Origin of the sequence: Streptomyces sp. NPDC004629, assembly GCF_042873595.1 — a bacterium.
Taxonomy (GTDB): domain Bacteria; phylum Actinomycetota; class Actinomycetes; order Streptomycetales; family Streptomycetaceae; genus Streptomyces.
This window is the reverse complement of record NZ_JBIALO010000026.1, coordinates 60,995-82,344: the sequence shown is the minus strand read 5'-3', so window position 1 is coordinate 82,344 and position 21,350 is coordinate 60,995. Positions and strand designations below refer to the sequence as shown.

The following is a 21,350-nucleotide window of genomic DNA, read 5'->3' as shown; positions in this document are numbered from 1 at the left end:
GCGTGGCATTCCGTCGTGAACTGCCCTTGCGGCAGCGGCCGAATGATAAATCGCCCGTTGGGGCGCATCAACGGGTGCCTCGATATGTCGTCTGGCGGGTGCGGCGCCGTCGTGGCTGATCGGGCAGTTCCCCGCGTGGCCCTGCGGGGCTTTGGCCGGGGCGCCTGAGGGGGTGCCTCGATGTGTTGGCTGGCGGGTGCGGCGCCGTCGTGGCTGATCGCGCAGTTCCCCGCGCCCCTTTCGGGGCGCCTTCGCCGACGTGCATCAGGACCGCGACCAAGGGGCTCAGGTGAACCTTGGTTTGGGGGTGGGGTGGGGTTGTTCTCGGTGGGAACCGCATAGTTCGTCGGTCAGCTGTTTTACCAGGCGGTCGAGGTCGGTGGGCCGGTCCGGCCCCCACCAGTCGCCCAGCAGCTCCGCCAGCGACTCCTCACGGGCCCGGGCCAGCCGGTCGGCCGCCTCACGGCCCCTGTCGGTCAGATACAGGTCAAGGCCCTCGCGCACGCCAAGGTGCCGCTCCTCGACCTGCCGGGCGGCCGCCATGACGACGGCCAGCGGAACGGGACCGCGCTCGGCGAGCACACCGGGCTCCACCGAGCCGTACTTCCGCATCCGCAGCAGCAGCCAGCTCGCCCCGGGCAGCAGGTCGTACCCGGCCCGTTCGGTGATCTTCTGGTAGACCTCCCGCCGCCCGTCACGGGTGCCGAGCACCGACAGCGCACGGCACACCTCGTCGTACGAGGACCGCTCGACCGGGTTGGAGGCCAGCGTCTCCGTCCCGTCCGGCGCCGTCACCGAGCCGCGCAGCCGGTCCTCCTTCAGGAACCACGCCAGGACGAACCCGAGCAACGCGACCGGAGCCGCGTACAGGAAGACATCCGTGATGGAGGCCGAGAACGCGTGCACGGCCGCCGGGCGCAACGGCGGCGGCAGGGCGCCGATGCCGCGCGGGTCGGCCTGGATCGCGCCCGGCGTGATCCCCGGCGGCAGGTGCACGCCCCGCAGGGCGGCGACGAGTTCCGTGCCGAGGCGGCTCGCGAAGACCGTGCCGAAGATGGCGACGCCGAACGAGGCGCCGATGGAGCGGAAGAAGGTCGCGCCGGAGGTGGCGACGCCCAGATCCTCGTACGACACGGCGTTCTGCACGATGAGCACCAGGACCTGCATGACCAGGCCGAGGCCCAGACCGAGGACGAAGAAGTACGTGCTCATCAGGGCCGTGGAGCTGTGCTCGTCGAGCCGGTGCAGCAGGAGCAGCCCGATCATGGTGACCCCGGTGCCGGCGATCGGGAACACCTTCCAGCGGCCGGTACGGCTGACGATCTGCCCGGAGACGGTCGAGGACAGCATCAGGCCCACCACCATCGGCAGCATGTGCACACCCGACATGGTCGGCGAGACGCCGTGCACGACCTGGAGGAACGTCGGCAGATAGGTCATCGCGCCGAACATCGCGAAGCCGACGATGAAGCTGATGAGCGCGGCCAGCGTGAAGGTGCGGATGCGGAAGAGTTCCAGCGGCAGGACGGGCTCGGCGGCCCTGCGTTCCACGCCGACGAAGACCGCGGCCAGCGCGACGCCGGCCACGGCGAGGCCGATGATCTGGGGCGAGCCCCAGGGCCAGGTGGTGCCGCCCAGGGACGCGATCAGGACCAGACAGGTGGCGACCGCGGCGATCAGCAGGGTGCCGAGGTAGTCGATGACGTGGTGGGCGGTGTGGCGCGGGATGCGCAGCGAGGTGGCGATCACGGCGAGGGCGACGATACCGACGGGCAGGTTGACGTAGAAGACCCAGCGCCAGCTCAACTGCTCGGTGAGCAGGCCGCCGAGCAGCGGTCCGAGCACGCTGGTGGTGCCGAAGACCGCGCCGAACAGTCCCTGGTAACGGCCGCGTTCGCGGGGCGGGACGAGGTCCCCGACGATCGCCATCGACAGTACGATCAGGCCGCCGCCGCCCAGCCCTTGCAGGGCCCGGAAGACGATGAGCTGGGGCATGTCCCGGGCCATGCCGCACAGCGCGGAGCCGATCAGGAAGATCACTATCGCGAGCTGGAAGAGCCGCTTGCGGCCGTACTGGTCGCCGAGCTTGCCCCACAGCGGGGTGGCGGCGGTCGACGCCAGCAGGTAGGCGGTGACCACCCAGGACAGGTGCTCAAGGCCGCCGAGGTCACTGACGATGGTGGGCAGCGCGGTCGAGACGATGGTCTGGTCGAGGGCGGCCAGCAGCAGTCCGAGGAGCAGGGCGCCGATCGGCACGAGGACGTTTCCGGGGACGCCCTGTGCGCCCCTGGCGTCCTGCGTGGTGCCGTGCGTCTCCAGCGCCATGGGGCCTCCCGGGCTTCCCCCCTTCTTTCCCACCTTCCATCGTGAGCGGTGTCACCCGTTATGGCCTGTTGAGTCCCACGGGAATCTCTGCGGAACCTGCCCTTCCGGGGGCTTCCGGGCGGGAGATGTGTGGGAGGTCTGCATAATCTCTGGAGATCGCGCGGGGACGCGAGGGGAGGGGACGACACACACATGACGGATCCGAAGCCCGACGGTGGGCCGGGGGGCGAGGCAGGCGCGCAGGGTAGGCCGTGTCCGGAGTGTGGGACGCCGCGGGGGCCGGACAACACCGCTTCCTGCTCCTGCGGTCAGCGCGCCTCCGACGCCCTCCGCGACACCCGCACCGCGGAAGCGGCCGCAGCGGAGGACTTCGATCCGCTACGGGTACGGCCGTACGTCGACCTGGACACCAGCCCGGCCGAAGAAGCCGCCGGACATCCGAGCGAAGGCACGCCCCCGAAGGGGCGCGGGGAACAGCGCGGCCGGCCACCGACCACCCGCACCCCACCAAACCCCCAGACAGACGGGGCCGCTCCCGCCGGTGAGGTCACCATGGAGCTGCGGCGCGCCGAGGGGAACGCCCCGCTGTCCACCCCGCCGGCGGCCCCCGTACCGAGCACAGCCGACCTGGACCTGTTCGACGCGGCGCGGCCGGCCGAGGCCGGCCCCACGGACGCGCACGCGGTACCGGCGCCAAGACGCCGCCGTACCGTCCTCCTCTCGGTCACCGGCGCCGCGGTCGCCACCGTCACGGCGGCCGGTTTCGCGAGCGGGCTGTTCAGCTACGAGACGCCGTCGCGGGACGGGGCGGCCCCCGAGGACATCCGCGCAAGCGTGCCCGAACGGACGACGGAGTCGGCCACGACGCAGGCGCCCCCGGCCACCGCGTCCGCTCCCCCGGCCGCCGCCAGCCCCTCCACCTCCACGAGCCGGTCCCCGACGGCCTCCCCCACCCCGTCGGTCTCGGAGTCGGGCACGGCCACCCCCTCCGCCACCCCGTCCCGTTCGCCCGAGGCGTCCCGCACGGCGACCGCCGCCGACACGGCCGAGGAGCCGACCCCCGCCCCGGGCCCGGTCCTGCGGCGCGGCGACAGCGGCCCCGAGGTCGCCGAACTCCAGCTACGCCTCAAGGAGGTGCGCCTGTACTGGGGTTCCACGAACGGCCGCTTCGACCGGCACCTGGAAGACGCCGTACGCACCTACCAGTGGACCCGTGGCATCCGCGCGGACGAGTCAGGGGTCTACGGCGCGGCCACCCGGGCAAGCCTGGAGTCGGAGACCCCCCAGCCCTGAGCCCACCGCGCACACCGTGGGTCCAGCGGGAACGGGGGACAGCTCGGGAGGGGCGGTACGTCGCCGGGTGCGGGACCGTCGTGGCCGCTCGCGCCCACGCGGCGGAGCGGCATATCGATACAGCCCCGCGCCCCCCTTGGGGCCGCCTCACCACCGTCGGCCCAGCAGGGAACGGGGGACAGCTCGGGAGGGGCGGTGCATCGCCGGGTGCGGGACCGTCGTGGCCGCTCGCGCCGTTCCCCGCGCAGGCCGCGCTTACCCCGCGGGCGGGCGGACGTGCGCGTGTTTGAGCCCCATCCGAGCGTCCACCCGCTCCGCGGCCACGACCTCCGCCCAGAAGCGATGCGTGCTGACGAACACCGCCAGCTCGTGCTCCCGCTGCCGCAGCTTCTCCACCTCCGCCTGCTCGTCATCCGTCCAGCCCGGGGACGCGGGTCGCTCCACCTTCCGCCAGCCCTGGTCGTCGCTGAAGCCGTCCAACGGCTCGACCGACCAGGGGAGCCGCTTCAGCAGGGCCGACAGCTCGGCCCGGACCTGATGCAGCTCCTCCTGACCGGCGAGCAGGTCACTCGGAAAGTCATAGGTCTCAGCCACGCGGCAATGCTACGCCTGTTCGATTTTGCGATGCGAGTTCCTTCCCTTTCTTCACACGAACGTGTGTGTGACCGAGCGTCCCAGTCGGCCGCACCGGCCCGGTCAAGCGCAGCAGGCACAGCCAGGCCGGCAGCCGACGGAGTCGCGTTCCCGCTGGACAGGCCGAGCAAGAGCGCCTGACGCCGGGGCGGCGCAGCAGCCCTTGCCCCGCCAGGCGTCGCCTCCTTCCTTGACCGCGACGGCGGCGATGACGAAGGCGGCGATCGGGTCGGCCCAGGACCAGCCGAGAGCGACATGGAGGACCAGGCCGACCAGGAGCGCAGCGGACAGGTACGTACACAGGAGGGTCTGCTTGGAATCGGCGACCGCGGAGGCGGAGCCGAGTTCGCGCCCGGCCTTGCGCTGGGCGGCGGACAGGAACGGCATGACCGCCAGCGACAGGGCAGCGATGACGATGCCGGGGACGGACCGGTCGGCCTCGCCCGAGCCGACCAGCGCACGGATGGCGTCGATAGAGACGTACGCGGCGAGCGCGAAGAAGGAACAGGCGATGATCCGAAGGGTGATCTCCTCCCGGGCCTCGCGCACCGCGGGCTCACGGGCGGAGAACTGCCATGCGACCGCGGCGGCGGACGAGACCTCGATGACGGAGTCCAGGCCGAAACCGATCAGCGCGGTAGAGGAGGCGACCGTCCCAGCGGCGATCGCGGCGACCGCCTCGATGACGTTGTAGGTGATGGTCGCGGCGACCAGAAAGCGTATGCGTCGGGCAAGCACATCACGCCGGGCCGGGGACGGCCCGAGGGGTGTCGCGGTCATCAGCAGCAGCCCTTTACGTCGGCCTCGACGCACGTACGGTCGGTCTCGACGGCGATCACCGCGGTACGCAGATCGTCCAGCGCGTGACCAAGGCGCTCGTCGGCGAGTTCGTAGCGGGTGCGCCGGCCGTCGGGAACGGTCGCGACCAAGCCGCAGTCGCGCAGGCAGGCGAGGTGGTTCGACAGCCGGGTACGGGAGATGCCGAGCGCGTCGGCGAGATCGGAAGGGTAGGCCGGGGCCTCGCGCAGCGCGAGCAGGAGCCGGCAGCGGATCGGGTCGGCGAGCGCGCGGCCGAAGCGGGCCAGCGCCTCGATTTCAGGGGCAACGGTCAGCACCCCACAACAGTACAGAGAATCCTGAATTCAGGAAATCCTGAATCGTGAACTCGGTGACCGTCAGCGTTTGATGCGTCCGCGGACGGCGAGGGCTGCGAGGGCGAGCAGGGTGGGTTCCGTCAGGCGGGAGGCCATCTCGATGTAGGTGCCGGCAGTGGTCAGGTCCTGTCCGCTGGAGCGGAACACGACCGAGTTGAGCGTGACGTTCAGAGCTTTCTCGAAGCGGTCGCCGGTGATCCTGTCCCCGATGGGGTTCTGCGGGTCCTCCTTGCCGATCTCGAAGGAGACCTTGCCTCCCCCCGGCGGCACGGTGCCGGTCGCCTCCTGCTTCGGGGAGTGGCCGGGCAGTCCGAAGCCCATCAGCAGAAGGATGGTGACGAGCATCGCGGCAACCAGCCAGCCCAGGGCCCGGGAGGCGCGCAGGCCATAGCCGGACAGCAGCCAGTAGCCGTGCAGCAGCCCACGTTCAGCGCGGCTGGTGCCGGTACGGTCATGGCGGCGCATCTCCATCTCGCCGTAGTAGAAGTCCGCCGCCCCCGGCTCGTTCTTGCCGTCCTCGAAGGCCTTGCGCAGCGCCCGGTACACCGGCGCCAGCTGCGCAGGACCGGCATGCCCGGCGCCGAGTACCGCCGCGTTCCAACCGGGCACCGCTGCCGGCCGGCGCGCGCGCCAGTGGTGTTCCTCAGCGAGAGTGTGGCGCCGCGTGAAGCGCACCGGGCGCCGGCGCCGCCAGTGCAGGCCGGGCGGGACTTCGGCGAAGGAGCATGTGCCCTCCAGCCGTAGCTGGTCGAGATGCACCGTCCCGGTGAACAAGCACCCCGACAGGTCGACGTCGGCGAGGACCAGATGGGCCGCGTCCACTCCGCGCAGCGATGCCAACCGTACGGCGGCATCGGGTGTGCCGGCACAAACCTGCTCTCCGACTGATCGTCCGTCGGGGAGAAGGAAGCGGTCGGGTTCTGCTGCGATCGTAAGGGGGTATTCGAAAAGCGCATGGGCGAAGTCCACCGTGGCATAGCGCAGGCGCAATTCTGCCGTTGAAGACCAACGCGTCCGCCGGCACTCCACGCGGCGCCCGGCGAACGAGAGGGTCACCGGACCGCTGAACACCGCCCCGGACAGCACCACACGCCCGGAGCACACCAATGGTCCGAGGCTGTCCGCCCGCTCGAAAACCGCCAGTATGAACTGGGCGTCGCTCTCGAAGGTCGCCGCCTCGAACAGGGCGCCGCCCTTGAAGGTCGCGGAATCGAACCGTGTCTCGCCCTTGAAGGTCGTAGACCTGAACCCGATGTCCCTCTCGAAGGTCGCAGCCCTGAACGCGGCCACATTCTCGAAGGTCGCCGAATCGAACCCGGCGACGGTCTCGAAGGTTGCCGAATCGAATACGGCGACGTTCTCGAAAGTTGCCGAATCGAACCAGGTCTCGCCCTTGAAGGTCGCCCGATCGAACCATGCCTCGCCCTTGAAGGTCGCCGAATCGAACCGTGTCTCCACCCCCTTGAAGGTCGCCGATCTGAACCCGGCGGCGTTCTCGAAGATCGCCGACTCGAACACGGCGATGTACTCGAAGGTCGCCGAATCGAACCAGGCGTCGCCCTTGAAGGTCGAACCGAGCCAGACGATGCCCTTGAAGGTTGCCGATCTGAACGCGGCGACGTTCTTGAAGGTGGCTGAATCGAACTGGACGCCGTCCTCGAAGGTCGCCGACCTGAACTCGCCGGCGTGACCGAAGGTCACCTGGTTGAACCAAGCGGTTCCCCGGAAAGACGTTGAGTTGAACCAAGCGCCGTCCCCGAAGGCCGCCGAGTGGAACCAGGCGGAGTCCTCGAAGGTCGTGCGGTTGAAGTCGGCCAAGCCCGTGAAGGTCGTCGAATCGAACTTGGCGGCGCTCTCGAAAGTCGCCGAATCGAATCGGGCTACGCCGATGCGGGGGTGTCCGGTGGCTGGGTCGCGGAGGGCGTCGAGGAGGGCGTTCAGGAGGAACCAGGTGAAGTGCGTACCGCGGTGGTCGATGTCGTCGCCGGCGGACAGACCGGCCAGGTAGGCGTCGCGGTCGATGTCGGTCAGGTGAGCCAGGCACACGGTGTGGCCGGGGACGTGGACCCCTCGGCAGCCGACGGCGTCCGTGGCGGGGTCCGCGCCGTGTGCGCAATACGGCCAGAGAGGTGCCCCGGGCAGAGGGGATTCGATTCTGATCATCGCGTGGCGGCTCCGCTGATCCGTGCCGGTTCTGGGGCTCGTCGGGGTAGGACGGGCGGTTGCCACTCGACAGTTCCTACCCGGCGGCCGGCCATCGCGTGGATGCGTCCGCCGTAGATCGCCGCGGTGTCTGCCATGGAGGCATCCTCCAAGGACCCGACCGTCGCCGTCTTCGGATTCGGTCAAACGGCTGGGACACCACCTCATCCGCGCCACCGACGAAATCCGGGACGGCAGCCGGCTCACGCACCGAACAGACGACCTCGGTGTCAGAGATCGGCGCCGCTCTCCTCGTTCGCCCGGTCGATCTGCGCCATGTGATCCTCGGCCCAGGTCCGTACCACGGCGAGCGCGTTCTCCAGGGAGAGGCCGAGGGCGGTCAGCCGGTAGTGGACGCGGGGCGCCGGGGGACGCCTCCGCGAGCACCTTCACCGCCATCGACGTCCACTTCGTACCGATCCGGTCGAGCAGCCGCCGCGTGGGGCAGTCGGGGTCGAACAGGTCCCCGCGCCCGACCTGGAAGGTCACCTGAAGCTCACCAGGCCACCGCGGGAGCGGGCCCCGCCGTGCTTCTCCTGCACGGCTTCCCGCACACCTGGCGGCTGTGGACCCACGTCATCGACGACCTGGCCGCACGGCACCGGCTGATCGCGCCGGACCTCAGGGGATTCGGCGACAGCGCCCGCCCCGCCGACGGCTACGACGCGGGCACACTGGCCGACGACGCCGAGGCGCTGCTCACGGCACTCGGCATGACCTCGGCGGCGGTGGTGGGCATCGACGTCGGCACCCCGCCCGCCTTCCTGCTGGCGATGCGCCGACCCGACCTCGTACGGCGACTGGTGGTCATGGAGTCGCTGCTGGGCCGGCTGCCCGGCGCCGAGGAATTCCTCGCCGGCGGGCCGCCGTGGTGGTTCGGCTTCCACGCCGAGCCCGGACTGGCCGAGTCGGTGCTGGCCGGGCAGGAGGAGACGTACGTCGACTGGTTCCTCGACCGCGGCACGCTCGGGCACGGGGTGCGGGCCGACATCCGCGACGCGATCGTCCGTACGTACGCCGGCCGCGAGGCGCTGCGCGCCGCCTTCGGGCCCTACCGTGCGCTGCCGGTCAGCGCGCGGCAGATCGACTCGGCCGTGGCCGCGGGGCGGCTGACGGTGCCGGCGATGGCGATCGGCGCGCATCCGGTGGGGCGCGCCCTGGAACGTCAACTGCGGCCGTACGCCGATGACTTGACGGGGCACGTGCTGGAGGGTTCGGGCCATATCGTGCCGCTGCACCGGCCCGACGCGCTGCTGCCCCTGCTGCGGCCGTTCCTGGCCGCGTCCCGGTGAAGGCGCGCTTTGGGGCGGGCGTGCGGGAGACTGGGCGCATGTGCCGGAGTATCAAGACCTTGCGTCCGCCCGTGCTGCCGGAAGAGGCGACGGAGGAGGAGATCCGCGCCGCGGCGCTCCAGTATGTGCGGAAGGTGTCCGGGTTCCGGGCGCCGGCCGCGCACAACCGGGAGGTGTTCGAACGGGCCGTGGATGCGGTGGCGCGGGCGACGGCGGAACTCCTTGACGGGCTGGAGGTCCGTGGCGGGTCGCTCCGCGGGTCGCTCCGCGGGTAGGGCGTCGGCGGTCTGCGGGGCCGATTCGGCCGACCGCGCAGTTCCCCGCGCCCCTGACCGGCCAACGGTTGGTGGTCGGCTGCGGGGCCGTCGTGGTTTCTTGCGCAGTTCCCCGCGCCCCTGACCGGCCAACGGTTGGTGGTCAGCCGCGGGGCCGTCGTGGTTTCTCGCACCGTTCCCCGCGCCCCTGATGGGGCCGCCTGCTCGTTGGTTGGCTGCGGGCGCGTCGTGGTTTCTCGCGCAGTTCCCCGCGCCCCTGACGGGGTGGGTTATGTGGGGCGGCGCATCCAGTATGTGGCTGCTGCTCCTGCTGCGAACAATGCGGCCAAGGAGACTGCCGTGGTCAGCCAGGTGGCGCCCAGCCACTGCGCGCCGAAGTAGCCGAGGGCGACGCTGTAGGCGGCCCAGGACAGGCCGGCCAGGGCCGACCAGGGGAGGAAGTCGCGGGCACGGCGGTGCGCCGCGCCCGCGCAGAAGGAGACGACCGAACGGCCGGCCGGGGCGAAGCGGGCCAGGATCACCAGGGCACCGCCGCCCCGCGAGAGGGCCGCACCGAGGTGTTCCTGCGCCGTGGTCAGGCGGCGGGAGCGGGCGATGGCCCGATCCAGTCGCTTACCGCCGCGCCAGGCCAGGCGGTACGCCACCAGGTCGCCGAGGACGGACGCGGTGGCCGCGGAGAGGATCAGGACGAGCATGTCGGGCACCGCGTGCGGGACCTGCCCGGTCGCCGCGCCGGAACCGGCCGCCGCCGTGGTGGCCGCCGTGATCACCAGCACACCGCTCGGCAGCACCGGCAGGAACACGTCGAGCAGGACCGACAGGGCCACCATGGCGTATATCCACGGTCCGGAGGTCAGTGACCCCACGCTCTCCAGCACGACGACTCCCGTTGCTCCCCCGATGACAGCCATACAGCGTACGCGGCGGGTGTGACAGCGGGGACGTCGGGGGCGAAAGAGGCTGGAGAGAGTGGCCCGGCTTCAGCGTCACCGCAGGGGTCAGGCCGTCACCGGTTCCTGTTCCGCCGTCGGCCGTTCCCGCTCGGCGGACGCGCGCCGGGTGAGCAGGCCGTCCAGGCCGAGCGCGCCGGAGCCGGTGAAGACGAGCAGGAAGAAGGCCCAGCAGAACAGGGCCGACAGCTCGCCGCCGTTCTGTATCGGCCACAGGGCGGCCTCCTGGTGCACGTCGAAGTAGGCGTACGCCATGGAGCCCGAGGCGATCAGCGCGGCGACCCGGGTGCCGAGGCCGAGCAGTACGAGGCCGCCGCCCCCGAACTGGATCACGGCCGCGTACCAGCCGGGCCAGGTACCGGCGTCGATGGTGCCGCCGTCGGTGCCCGCGGCGCCGCCGAGGACGCCGAAGAGCGAGGCGGCGCCGTGCGCGGCGAAGAGCAGGCCGATGACGATGCGGAACAGGCCGATGGCGTACGGCTGAGCGGAGTTGAGGCGTGCGGACATGTGGGGGTCTCTCCTCTTCGGTTTCGGTCGGGCCGGCCGGGGAGGGGCCGGTCTGGTGCGGGTACCGAACGAGGCGACCAGGTTAGGTTGACCTAATCGATGCTTGCAAGTTCAACATCCGGCCACGGCGCCGGTTCCGCTTGCGGTTCCGCTTTTGCCCCGGCCGCCCGCAGAACCGCCCGCGCCACCGCGTCCGCATCGGACAGCGTGACCGAATCCACCCCGGGCCTGGCCCCCGCCGCGGTCACCCAGTGCACCCCCTCGGTGGGCACCCCGAACGCGAACCTCCTTGCGTGCGACCTGCCTTGACGGTCCATCAGGTGATAGGGGCGGGCTGTCACGTCCAGCCCTCCGGTCTCGTAACCGTCGACGGTGTGCGGCCGGCAGTCGCCGGTCCGCAGCAGTCCGGTGAGCAGTTCGTCCGCGGTGCGTCGCAGATCCGGTTCCGGAAGACGCGCCTCTATGAGAGTCGTCACACGCACCGCCGAGCCGGGCACGTCCGGTGAGTACGCCGTCCACGCCCCGTCCGCGCAGCGCACCTCCAGCCGCGGCCCCAGCACCTCCACCACCCCCGCGTCCAGCAGCGCGGCCAGCTCCTCGATGCGCCGCCGCGGCGGGCCGATGGACAAGAACGCGTTCAGCGGGGTGTACCAGCGGTCCAGGTGGTCCCGGCGGGAAGCACCGGCCAGCCCTCCGTGGTCGACCACCAGCCGTATCTCGTTGCGCAGGTCGCGCAGCACGTCCAGGGCCGCCTTGAGCGGGCCCGCGACATTGCCGAGCGCGGCCTGCGCGGCGTCCTCGCGCAGATGGGCGCGCAGCCACGCCCGCCACTGCTCCCGGTCCGCGAAGTCCCGTCCCGCGTGCGGCCGGGAGATCCGCTCCCAGCACCAGCGGTCGGTGTCCCGTACCCCGAACTCGTCCAGCAGCAGGGCCTCTTGGGGATCGCCGTGCGGGACGGCCAGGAACCGCTCGACGAAGTCGGCACGCCGGGTCAGCGCGCCGTAGTAGACGCTCTCCACCTCCTTGGCAACCAGCGGCCATATCTCCGCCAGGAAGTCCGGCGGCTCACCGGAGTCCGCACGCTTGCGGAAGCCCGCGATCGCCTCCGGGGTCAGGACCCGCGGGGTGTGCCGGCCGTACGGGCCCTTCGCGTTGTCGCCGCGGGCCTGATAGGGGACCCCGCGGCGGGAACCGGCGTACAGGCGCGGCTCGGCACCGGAGGGCGTGTAGCGCAGGGTGCCGTCGGCGCCGCGGGTGAACCGTCCGCCCCGGCCGGTCGTCAACAGGGCCATGTGGTCGAAGAAGTTGAGGCCCAGGCCGCGCAGCAGCACCGGTTCGCCGGGCGCGAGCGGGGCGAGGTCGACGTCGGCCGGGTTGGCGGGCGGTATGTGGCGCAGGCCGTGCCGCTCGGCGTACTCCGCCGCCTCGCGCAGCGTGCGGTCCGCGAGCGCCGGGAGGTGACCCTGGGCGAGGACCACCGCCGCGAGTCCGGTCAGGGTCCGGCCGTCGTCCAGGGTGAGCGTCTGCCGGCCGTCGGCGCCGTCGGTGAGCCGTACGGCGCGGGCCCGGTGGGTGCGTACGCGTACGGCGTCCGGGGCGTGCCGTACGACCCGGGCGAACACCCACTCCAGATAGCGGCCGTAGTGGGCGCGGGTCGGATAGTCGTCCGGGCCCAGCTCGCCGTCCGCCCACTCGTGCAGGCTGGGGCCGGGCCGGATCGGTCCCGAGCAGTCGACGCTCTCGTCGGTGAACAGCGTCACCTGGCAGGCCACGGTGTTCATCAGCAGTTCCGGCGGTTGGGCGGTGCGCCAGACGCGGCCCGGTCCTGGCGGCGCCGGGTCGATCACATGGACCGTCAGCCGGACGCCGGGCGGGAGCAGCTCCGGCGCGGAGGCGCAGAGGCGTTCCAGGACGCTGGTGCCGCGCGGACCGGCGCCGACCAGGGCGACGGAGACCGCAGAGGATTCCTCGGTCGGTGCAGACAAAGGTGAGACTCCCGAGCATGTGGGGCGCAAAGCAGCGAAACGCCCGCAGGAAGCGGACGGTCCGCCTCATCATGCCGCCGCCCACCACGGAAGCCAACGCGGACCCCACAGGTCCCGCTTGTCCCTCATGAACGGGTGAGGAGGAAGCCCTCCATGGTCGCCGACTTCCCGACCGGGAGGCCGAGGAGTGCATCACCGTGCCGGCAGTTCCTGTCGCGCTGCCCTGTCGGGGCCATGCACGCCGTCGGGCGACTGCGGCGGCCTTGTGGCTGGTCGCGCAGTTCCCCGCGCCCCTTCGGGGCACGAACCCGGTGGGAGCGCGTCCTCAGGGGGTGGTGAGGAGGGTGTTCTCCGCTGTCGTCAGGGTGCCGTTCTGTGTTGCCTGGTCCAGGCGTAGGCGGGCCGAACGGGCGGTCAGCGTCAGTGTCATGAGCTGGTTGCCGAACCAGGGGCCGCCCGTCCTGCGCCAGGACACCGGCGGCTCCGGGCAGCGGCCGTGCCGGGCCAGCCGGCGGCCCAGGCCCCGCGCCACCCCGCTCCAGCCGAAGCGGAAGCCCAGGCGGATCGAGAGCGGGATGGAGTTGTGCACCGGGGAGCAGGTGAGCTGGAGGACCCGGGCGTCGGGCGGGCCGGCCGGCCAGGACGGCTCGGCGACGTACGCGTGGTGGACATCCCCGGAGAGGACGAGGACCGTCGCGGGCGCGCCCGGCCCCGAGCCCGCCTCGGCGAGCAGTGCGGCCAGGGCGGCGAAGGACTCCGGGAAGGCCGCCCAGTGCTCCAGGTCGGCACGGCGGCGCACGTCCTCGCCGAACCGCGCCCAGCGGACCCCGCGTTCGCCCCGGCACAGCGCCGCGTTCCAGGTCTCGGCGTCATGCACCAGGTGCGGCAGCAGCCAAGGCAGCGAGCTGCCGATCAGCAGGTGGTCGCAGGAGCCCCGGTCGGCCAGCGCCTGCTCGCGCAGCCAGGCCGCCTCGCCCGGGTCGAGCATCGCGCGGCCGTCCTCGTCGAGCACCCGGGCGGCCCTGGTGTCCACCATCAGCAGCCGCACCCGTCCGAAGTCGCGACGGTAGCTCCAGCGGACCGAGGCGGGGTCGGCGTCGGCCTCGGCCGCGAAGGCGCGCAGCACGTCGGTGGCGTCGGGGGTCTCGCGCACGGCCGCGTACAGCGGGTCGGCGGCGAGTTCGGCCGGGGACAGATTGCCCAGGTGCTGGTGGACCCAGTACGACATCAGACCGCTCAGCAGCCGCTCGCGCCACCAGTCGGTGGCCCGCATGTCGGCGACCCAGGCGGCGGAGGTGTTCCAGTCGTCGATCACGTCATGGTCGTCGAAGATCATGCAACTGGGCACGGTGGACAGCAGCCAGCGCACCTCGGGGTGCAGCCAGGACTCGTAGTAGAGCCAGGTGTACTCCTCGTAGTCCGCGACCTCGGCGCCCGGAGGATCGCTCAGGTCACGGCGGGCGGCGAGGCGGCGCCGGATCGCTCCTGAGGTCTCGTCGGCGTACACCTGGTCGCCCAACAGCAGCAGCACATCGGGCCGTTCGCGGTCCGAGTCGGCGGCCAGCCGGGCGGCGAGCGAGTCCAGCGCGTCGGGGCCGACCGGGTCGCGCTCGCCGGCGGGGGGCGCGGCCCAGCGGCAGGAGCCGAAGGCGACGCGCACGGTGTCGTCCGCGGCGGGCGTGCGGATCTCGGAGGGCGGGAAGGGCGAGTCGGGCAGCGGCCACACGCGCGTGTCGTCCAGGAACACCTCGTACGCCGTCGAGGTGCCCGGCGTGAGCCCGGTCACCGGGACCAGGGCGTAGTGATGGCCCGCCACCTGGAAGGTGCGGGCCGTGCCGCCCGCGCCGTCGGCGCAGCGCACCTCGGCGGCGCACGGCCGGCTCGCCTCGACCCAGACGGTCGCGGTCCTGCCGTCGGCGTACCTCAGCAGTGGTCCCAGGCGCAGTTCGGCCACGGTCACCCTCCTCCGTCGTCCCGTACGGTACGGAACGACGGAGGCGGGCGGGACGGTTCCGGAGATCAGCAGCCGCTGAGGTAGCTGGTGAGGGCGCTCTTCTCGGCGGAGTCGACGGAGAGGTTGTAGTAGTACTTCACCTGGACCCAGGCGCGGACGTACGTGCAGCGGTAGGCCGTGCGGGACGGCATCCACTCGGCCGGGTCCTGGTCGCCCTTCGCCTGGTTCACGTTGTCGGTGACGGCGATGAGCTGCGGGCGGGTCAGGTCGTTGGCGAACGCCTGGCGCTGGGACGTGGTCCAGCTGCCGGCGCCGGAGTCCCAGGCCTCCGCGAGCGGGACGACGTGGTCGATGTCGACGTCGGAGGCGGCGGACCAGGTGGCGCCGTCGTACGGGGAGTACCAGCTGCCGCTGGTGGCGGCGCAGGAGGAGTCGGTGACGACGTTCGAGCCGTCGCGCTTGAGTACCGTCTCGCGGGTGTTGCAGGTGCCGCTGATGGTGATCCAGTGGGGGAAGAGGTCGCGGCTGTAGCCGGTGCGGTTCTCCGTGGCGACGGTGAGCTGCGAGAGGTAGCTGCGGGCGGTGGCGCCGCTGACCGGGGTGGGGAGCGCGGCGGAGGCGGTCGGGGAGTTGAAGAGCGCGACGGAGGCTATGAGACCGGTGAGCGCGGCGAGTATGCTGAAGCGTCGACGCGCGTAGAACTTGGCCATGCGAACTCCCTTGAGGGGTGAGGGGGTTGGGGTGCGAGCGAGGGAATGCTCGCGGGCCCGCGTTGCGTGTGGGTGTGCGTGCGGTAAGAAGCTAGTGACGTGCACATGACACGACAACCCCTTCGCCGGCGGCGGGCTTGGCGGGGCGCCTAAGGGGGGCTCGGTGCGTCGGCGGGCGGGTGCGGGCTTCGTCGTGGCTGGTCGCGCCCGCGCGGCGGAGCCGCATATCGAAACAGCCCCGCGCCCCTTAAAGGGCGTTGCAGCTCGGCGCGCCTGAATGGCTGAGGCGCATGTCGGGACAGGTCCGCGCCCCCTTCGGGGCGTTGCAGCTGGGCGGGGTATCAGGGCTGGCGCATGGGCAGGGACTGGGAGCGTTGGGCGACCAGGGTGTTGTATGTGCCGTCGCGTTCGGCCCAGCGGTGCATGTGGACGCCCTTCACCAGGATTTCGTGGGGGGTGGGGTCCTCTGACAGCAGCTGCATGACCTCGGTGGCGAAGTCGTGGAGCGGCAGTGCGTGCGGGTTCACCTTCTCCTGCCCCGCCGTGGCGACGGCCGGGGGGACCAGTTCTACGACGCCGACACCGGTGCCGTCGAGTTGTGCGCGCAGTGCCTCGGAGTAGGCGTGCACCGCGGCTTTCGAGGCGGCGTAGGTGGGCATGGGCGGGAACGGCAGGAAAGCGATGCCGGAGGTGACGGTGACGAAGGTGCCGGCGCCGCGTTCGACCAGGTGCGGGGTGAACGCGTCGATGACCCGGATCGTGCCGACCAGATTGGTGTCGATCGTCGTCCGCGCCGCCTCGAAGTGCGCGGGGTCGCGCAGGTCCTCCAGGAGCATGACGCCCGACATCGTCACCACGGTGTCCAGTTCGGGATACCGGGCGAGCACGGCGTCGCGGGCATCTACGACGGAGTCACCGTCGGTGACATCGACGCCGAAGGTGCCGAACCCTTCTCCGGCCAGCTCCGAGAGCGCCTGCGGGTTACGGCCGGCCACGGCCACGGTGCTGCCGGCCGCGGCGAACCGGCGGGCCAGTTCCCGCCCGATGCCCGAGGTGCCGCCGACGACGAGAACGGTGCGGTTGGAGAGATCCACGACGGGTCCTCCCTTTCTCAAACGGTGATGCCGCAAGTCTTGACGGCAACCACCGGGCGCGGCAGGGCCCCCGTCTTCCCTGGTCCTGTCAGGGCCCCCGCTGAGACCCGCGCGCCGTTTTACGGTGGCGCTATGAAGGACGAGGAATCCGACAACCGACTCGGCGGCTACCTACGCGCCCGGCGTGAGCTGGTCTCCCCGGCGCAGGCGGGACTCCCGGCCGGCGGCAACCGCCGCGTCCCGGGCCTGCGCCGTGAGGAAGTCGCCCTGCTCGCCGGCATCAGCGCCGACTACTACCTGCGCCTGGAGCGGGGCCGCGACAAGAACCCCTCACCCCAGGTCCTCGATGCGCTCGCGCGCGTCCTGCGCCTCGACGACGTCGAGCGTACGTATCTGCTCGGCCTCGCGGCGGCGCGCCCCAGGGCACCGCGCCGCAAGCGACCCGAGCACGTACCGGCACGGGTGCACCAGCTCCTCGCCCACCTTCAGATTCCCGCGTTCGTCGAAGGACGCGCCTTCGACGTGCTGGCCTCCAACCCGATGGCGGTCGCGCTCTCCCCGCGCCTCAGGCCCGGCCAGAACCGGCTTCGTTCCCTCCTCCTCGACCCCGAGGAGCAGGCCTTCCACCAGGACTGGACGAAAGCCACCGCCGATTTCGTCGCCGCCCTTCGCACCACCATCGGGGACGACACCGACAACCCCCGGTTCGTCGAACTCGTCGGCGAACTCGCCCTGTCCAGCGAGCGGTTCCGCACCCTGTGGGCCCGGCACGACGTCCGCACCATGGACGGAGGCACCACCACCGTCCACCACCCCGTCGTCGGTGAACTACGGCTGCACCGCGACAAACTCCCCGTGGACGACGTCATCCTCGTCGTCTACTACCCCGACAAGGACAGCGACAGCGACGAGAAGCTGCGGCTCCTCGCCGCGCTCGCACCGGCCGAGTCCGCGGGCGCGGCAGACGACAGTCCGGCAGACGACAGTCCGGCAGACGACAGTCCGGCCGACGCCCCGCACCCGAAGACACCCTGACGCACGGCTTTCGGACCACACGCGGGTCGGCTTTCAGACGACCAGGACCCGGCGCCCGCGCGTGTGACCGGCCTGGCTGTCGGCGTGCGCCGCCGCGGCCTCGCCGAGCGTGTACGACTTCTCCACCGGGATGTGGAGCTTTCCCCGTGCGATGAGGCCGACGGCCGCGGCGAGCGCTTCCGGCATGCTCCCGGCCACACCGGAGAACCGGACACCCAGCTCCGGCGCACCGAGATCGGCGATGGAGATCACCTTCTGCGGATCCCCGGTCAGCCCGACCAGCTCGCGAATCACGCCCGAGCCGGCCAGGTCCAGAGCCGCGTCGACACGGCCGAGCCGCCGCACCCGCTCGACCCAGCCCTCACCGTACGACGTGGCGAGGGCACCCAGGCTGCGCAGATAGTCCTGGTTCGCGGCACCGGCCGTACCGATCACCGTGATGCCGCGGTCGCGGGCGATCTGCAGCACCGCCGATCCGACTCCCCCGGACGCACCGCTGACCAGCAGCGTCTGCCCGGACCGCACACCGACCTGGCCGATGATGCGCAGCGCGGTCTCCACCACGGAGGGATACCCGGCCGCCTCTTCGAACGTCAGCCCCTCGGGCATACGGGCCCAGGCCGACAGCACGGCGAACTCGGCATACGTGCTGGTACCCTCGCCGAACACATGGTCGCCGACCTCGACCCCTTCGACGCCCTCGCCGACCTCGTCCACCACCCCGGCGGCGTCCTGCCCGACCCCGGCGGGCAACTCGATCGGATGGACCTGCTGGAACTGGCCCTCACGGACCCGCCAGTCGAAGGGGTTCACGCCCGCCGCCCGCACGGCGACACGTATCCGACCGGGCCCCGCGTGGGGCTCCTCGGCGTCCACGAGGTGCAGAACGTCCGGACCGCCGAACTCGGCGAAGCTCACTTTCTTCATGCGACCGACCGTAACACTAACGGTTATGGTTTAAAAACCGTTCCACCTTTGTATCTGCTAGCGTCAGGGCATGACCGTGCCGTCCGGACGCCGTGAGCGCAAGAAGGCCGCGACCCGCCAGAAGATCGCCGACACCGCCCTGCGGCTCTTCACGGAACGCGGGTACGACGCGGTGGGCATCCGCGAGGTGGCCGCCGAGGCGGACGTGGCCGTCACCACGCTCTTCTCCCACTTCGCCTCGAAAGAGGCCCTGGTGTTCGAGCAGGACCAGGACTTCGAGCAACGCCTCACACAGGCGGTCACCGGCCGGGCACCGCACGAGCCGCTCATCCCCGTACTGCGCCGTGAGATCCAGGCCCTGGTGCGGCACTGCACGGCGGACAGCGCCGCCCCGATCTGGCGCATGATCGACGCGTCACCCGCTCTGCGGGAGTACGAGGAGTCGATGAGGCTGCGCCATGCGGAGTCGCTGGCCACGGCCATCGCAGCCGATCCCGGTCTGTCACAGACCCCAACGGCCTGCCGGACGATCGCGAGGTTCGCGATCGACGCCTTTTCGCTGGCCCGCGAGGCGGCCGAGCCGGAGGCCGCGGTGGACGAGATCTTCCAGATGATCGAGGCGGCCTGGGCCGTCACTCAAGGGCGGCTCCCCGCGCCCCTCGGGCCCGCGGGTGAGCTGAACGCCGAGTGAACGGTTGACGCGGCGGTGGCGTGATGGCGCCTTCGTTTTGTACCGTGGGGAAACAAAGTGGCTCCCGCCCGTTTTCCCTGACCGGCGGGCGGGGCCGCCTTGTCCCTCCGGGGGGCGCAGTCCCTCCGGGGGTGAACCCGACATCCCCGGCGCCCACCACCCGCCCGCCGTCCTGGAGCCGCCCATGCCGCCCACCGTCCTCACCGCCCGCGCCCTGCTGCTCGACATGGACGGCACGCTCGTCAACTCCGACGCCGTCGTGGAACGCATCTGGCGGCGCTGGGCCGAGCGGCACGGACTGGACGGCGACGACGTGATGACGGTGGTGCACGGCCGCCAGGGACACGCCTCCATGGCCGTCCTGCTGCCCGACCGGCCCGTCGAGCAGAACCTCGCCGACAACGCCCGCATGCTCGCCGAGGAGACCGCCGACGTGGACGGCGTGGTCGAGATCCCCGGCGCGAGCGCCTTCCTACGGGCCCTGCGCGGGCTGCCGCACGCCCTTGTGACCTCCGCCGACGTACCCCTGTCCACGGCGCGGATGGCCGCGGCCGGGCTTGACCTGCCGGACGTACGCGTCACCGCCGAATCGGTCGGCGCGAGCAAGCCCTCCCCCGAGGGCTTCCTGAAGGGCGCCGCGGAACTCGGCGTCGACCCCGCCGACTGCCTGGTCTTCGAGGACTCCGGAGCGGGCATCGCCGCGGGTCGCGCCGCGGGCATGCGGGTCGTGGGCGTAGGCCCGCGCGCCCAAAAACACAACCCGGACATCACGGTGCCCGACCTGACCCGAGTACACCCGGAACAAACACAAACCGGCACAATCCAGATCCACATCAACTAACAAACACCCCAAAGGGGCGCGAGGCTGTATCAATATGCGCCTCCACCACGCGGACGCGACCAACCACAACCCAGCCGCAGCCAAACGACAACGGATCGCACCCCAAAGGGACGCGGGGCTGTATCGATATGCGGCTCCGCCACGCGGGCGCGACCAGCCACAACCCAGCCGCAGACGACCAACGACGGGCCGCACCCAGAAGGGGCGCGGGGAACTGCGCGAGCAACCACGACGACGCCGCAGCCAAACGACGACGGATCGCAAACCAAAGGGGCGCGAGGAACTGCGCGACCAGCCACAACCCAGCCGCAGACGACCAACGACCCCCCACGGCACTCCCAGCGGAGCGCTCAGTCACCGCCCGACCCGTTCAGCCCACGCCGCCGCCCACGCTTCTCCGAGGCGCGCAGCAACTCGCCCGCGCCGAGCGTCAGATGGGCCACGACGCGGACCCAGCGCGGCCCCCCGCGCTGCGCCCACACCACACACACGCACCCGCCGACGACGAGCACCAAGACGCCCACCAGCAGTACGACCACCACGCCCCCTCCTCCGCACGCACACGACGCCCGTGATCCTCTCAGGCCGCGGAGCGGTGCCCCGACGAAACCCCCGACGCCGAGGGGAGACGTACCGGTTCCGTCAGTGCCGCCACACGCCCGGTCCGCCGCCCCGCCACTCGATCAGCGTGGAGCGCACCACGTCCATCTCGTCCCAGCCCTGCAAACCCGCCTGCTGCATGAAGCGGGCGATGTCCTGGAGGCTGAACGCGCGCCCTAGGATCTCCCCGTTCACGCGCACCCGCCGACCGCCCTCCTCGTCGGGCGGGTAGATCACCACGGGTTTCGCGCCGGTCATGTCTCCACACTCTCCCCGCGCGCGGGGGAGCGCACAGCGGGCCGCCCCACGGCGCCCGCGGCCCGGGGACCGAGGCCGTGGTCACCCGAGGCCGCTCACTCCGCAGGGTCCTCCTCGGCATGCCGGACGGCTTTCTTCACGGCCTGCTCCACCTCGTGCCGGTTGGCCTCGGTCTGCTTGGCGTGCTCGGTGATCGCCGCCTGCGCGGCCTCGGCCGCCGTACGCCAGCGGCGCCACTGTGCGTCGTAGTCGTCGCCGCCGAGCCCGGCGAGTTTTGCCCGCTCTTCCTCGGCGGTGCGTTCCAGTGCGATGAGCCGATCGGGGATGTCTGCCACGTCCACGGATGCTAGGCCGGACCCGACGAAGCCCCGGCCCGACCCGCGAGACGGGGGTCCAGATGGACGCGCCCCGCTCCACGGTCACAAAAACGGCCCCCCGGAGCCACCTCCGAAGGACCGTTCACCGGTGGGCGCGGACGGTTTCGAACCGCCGACATCCTGCTTGTAAGGCAGGCGCTCTACCCCTGAGCTACGCACCCCGAACGAGTCGACAGCCTACATTGCCGACGGCGGTGCGCCGCAAACCCGTATCGGGGGTTATCCCACCGCCGATGCGGTAGTGGGC

The 21,350-nt window shown here is 71.4% G+C and carries 21 protein-coding genes and 1 tRNA gene; 6 read left to right on the top strand and 16 right to left on the bottom strand.

Annotated features, from left to right (window positions below):
* Positions 1–285: 285 nt before the first annotated feature.
* Positions 286–2,325, bottom strand: a complete 2,040-nt coding sequence (locus tag ACFYTE_RS31815; RefSeq protein ID WP_388718057.1) for a DHA2 family efflux MFS transporter permease subunit — start codon at positions 2,323–2,325, stop codon at positions 286–288.
* A 552-nt stretch (positions 2,326–2,877) separates the two neighbouring features.
* Here ACFYTE_RS31815 and ACFYTE_RS31810 point away from each other — a divergent pair.
* Entirely contained in the window at positions 2,878–3,618 is a 741-nt protein-coding gene (locus tag ACFYTE_RS31810) for a peptidoglycan-binding protein (protein ID WP_388718054.1), read from the top strand.
* Between the two features lie 255 nt (positions 3,619–3,873).
* Here ACFYTE_RS31810 and ACFYTE_RS31805 read toward each other — a convergent pair whose 3' ends face one another.
* From ACFYTE_RS31805 to ACFYTE_RS31790, 4 genes are all read right to left on the bottom strand, one after another.
* The gene (locus ACFYTE_RS31805) at positions 3,874–4,212 is read right to left on the bottom strand and encodes a hypothetical protein (RefSeq protein ID WP_388718051.1); all 339 of its coding nucleotides are present in this window, start codon (positions 4,210–4,212) and stop codon (positions 3,874–3,876) included.
* Positions 4,213–4,314: 102 nt separating this feature from the next.
* Entirely contained in the window at positions 4,315–5,031 is a 717-nt protein-coding gene (locus ACFYTE_RS31800; RefSeq protein ID WP_388718048.1) for a cation transporter, read from the bottom strand.
* Entirely contained in the window at positions 5,031–5,366 is a 336-nt protein-coding gene (locus ACFYTE_RS31795; RefSeq protein ID WP_388718045.1) for an ArsR/SmtB family transcription factor, read from the bottom strand. The genes ACFYTE_RS31800 and ACFYTE_RS31795 overlap by 1 nt, the downstream gene beginning before the upstream one ends.
* 60 nt (positions 5,367–5,426) lie before the next feature.
* Positions 5,427–7,634 (bottom strand): pentapeptide repeat-containing protein, encoded by a 2,208-nt coding sequence (locus ACFYTE_RS31790; RefSeq protein WP_388718042.1) that lies wholly within the window; start codon positions 7,632–7,634, stop codon positions 5,427–5,429.
* 323 nt (positions 7,635–7,957) lie between these two features.
* Here ACFYTE_RS31790 and ACFYTE_RS31785 point away from each other — a divergent pair, with 323 nt between their 5' ends.
* Positions 7,958–8,899 carry an alpha/beta fold hydrolase gene (locus ACFYTE_RS31785; RefSeq protein ID WP_388718156.1) on the top strand — a complete coding sequence of 314 codons (942 nt, stop codon included), beginning with the start codon at positions 7,958–7,960 and terminating at the stop codon, positions 8,897–8,899.
* A gap of 38 nt (positions 8,900–8,937) precedes the next feature.
* Complete coding sequence (locus ACFYTE_RS31780; protein WP_388718039.1) at positions 8,938–9,174, top strand: DUF2277 domain-containing protein; 237 nt, start codon at positions 8,938–8,940, stop codon at positions 9,172–9,174.
* Positions 9,175–9,443: 269 nt separating this feature from the next.
* On the opposite strand, the gene ACFYTE_RS31775 is transcribed toward ACFYTE_RS31780, so the two are convergent.
* The 6 genes from ACFYTE_RS31775 to ACFYTE_RS31750 all read right to left on the bottom strand — a co-directional run bounded on the left by ACFYTE_RS31775 (position 9,444) and on the right by ACFYTE_RS31750 (position 16,374).
* Positions 9,444–10,052, bottom strand: coding sequence for a DedA family protein (locus ACFYTE_RS31775; RefSeq protein WP_388718153.1), 609 nt, complete (start codon positions 10,050–10,052; stop codon positions 9,444–9,446).
* Between the two features lie 120 nt (positions 10,053–10,172).
* Positions 10,173–10,631, bottom strand: a complete 459-nt coding sequence (locus ACFYTE_RS31770; protein WP_388718036.1) for a DoxX family protein — start codon at positions 10,629–10,631, stop codon at positions 10,173–10,175.
* Between the two features lie 92 nt (positions 10,632–10,723).
* Positions 10,724–12,616, bottom strand: coding sequence for an FAD/NAD(P)-binding protein (locus ACFYTE_RS31765; protein WP_388718033.1), 1,893 nt, complete (start codon positions 12,614–12,616; stop codon positions 10,724–10,726).
* A gap of 325 nt (positions 12,617–12,941) precedes the next feature.
* Complete coding sequence (locus tag ACFYTE_RS31760) at positions 12,942–14,570, bottom strand: alkaline phosphatase D family protein (RefSeq protein WP_388718030.1); 1,629 nt, start codon at positions 14,568–14,570, stop codon at positions 12,942–12,944.
* Positions 14,571–14,635: 65 nt separating this feature from the next.
* A complete protein-coding gene (locus ACFYTE_RS31755; RefSeq protein ID WP_388718027.1) occupies positions 14,636–15,280 on the bottom strand; it encodes an HNH endonuclease family protein in 645 nt (214 codons plus the stop codon).
* A gap of 341 nt (positions 15,281–15,621) precedes the next feature.
* On the bottom strand, positions 15,622–16,374 hold the full coding sequence (locus tag ACFYTE_RS31750) for an SDR family oxidoreductase (RefSeq protein WP_388718024.1): 753 nt from the start codon (positions 16,372–16,374) through the stop codon (positions 15,622–15,624).
* A 132-nt stretch (positions 16,375–16,506) separates the two neighbouring features.
* On the opposite strand from ACFYTE_RS31750, the gene ACFYTE_RS31745 reads away from it, so the two are divergent.
* Entirely contained in the window at positions 16,507–17,409 is a 903-nt protein-coding gene (locus ACFYTE_RS31745; RefSeq protein ID WP_388718021.1) for a helix-turn-helix transcriptional regulator, read from the top strand.
* A 33-nt stretch (positions 17,410–17,442) separates the two neighbouring features.
* On the opposite strand, the gene ACFYTE_RS31740 is transcribed toward ACFYTE_RS31745, so the two are convergent.
* Positions 17,443–18,336: an NADP-dependent oxidoreductase gene (locus tag ACFYTE_RS31740; protein WP_388718018.1), complete on the bottom strand. Its 894-nt coding sequence runs from the start codon at positions 18,334–18,336 to the stop codon at positions 17,443–17,445.
* A 70-nt stretch (positions 18,337–18,406) separates the two neighbouring features.
* On the opposite strand from ACFYTE_RS31740, the gene ACFYTE_RS31735 reads away from it, so the two are divergent.
* The gene (locus tag ACFYTE_RS31735; RefSeq protein ID WP_388718015.1) at positions 18,407–19,027 is read left to right on the top strand and encodes a TetR/AcrR family transcriptional regulator; all 621 of its coding nucleotides are present in this window, start codon (positions 18,407–18,409) and stop codon (positions 19,025–19,027) included.
* 184 nt (positions 19,028–19,211) lie between these two features.
* On the top strand, positions 19,212–19,868 hold the full coding sequence (locus ACFYTE_RS31730) for an HAD-IA family hydrolase (RefSeq protein WP_388718012.1): 657 nt from the start codon (positions 19,212–19,214) through the stop codon (positions 19,866–19,868).
* A gap of 350 nt (positions 19,869–20,218) precedes the next feature.
* Here the strand turns inward: ACFYTE_RS31730 and ACFYTE_RS31725 are convergent, their stop codons facing one another.
* The 4 genes from ACFYTE_RS31725 to ACFYTE_RS31710 all read right to left on the bottom strand — a co-directional run bounded on the left by ACFYTE_RS31725 (position 20,219) and on the right by ACFYTE_RS31710 (position 21,264).
* The gene (locus ACFYTE_RS31725) at positions 20,219–20,410 is read right to left on the bottom strand and encodes a hypothetical protein (RefSeq protein ID WP_388718009.1); all 192 of its coding nucleotides are present in this window, start codon (positions 20,408–20,410) and stop codon (positions 20,219–20,221) included.
* 100 nt (positions 20,411–20,510) lie between these two features.
* A complete protein-coding gene (locus ACFYTE_RS31720; protein ID WP_388718006.1) occupies positions 20,511–20,726 on the bottom strand; it encodes a hypothetical protein in 216 nt (71 codons plus the stop codon).
* A gap of 95 nt (positions 20,727–20,821) precedes the next feature.
* Positions 20,822–21,061, bottom strand: a complete 240-nt coding sequence (locus ACFYTE_RS31715; protein ID WP_388718003.1) for a hypothetical protein — start codon at positions 21,059–21,061, stop codon at positions 20,822–20,824.
* A gap of 131 nt (positions 21,062–21,192) precedes the next feature.
* Positions 21,193–21,264: transfer RNA gene (locus ACFYTE_RS31710), tRNA-Val, on the bottom strand.
* Positions 21,265–21,350: the final 86 nt, after the last annotated feature.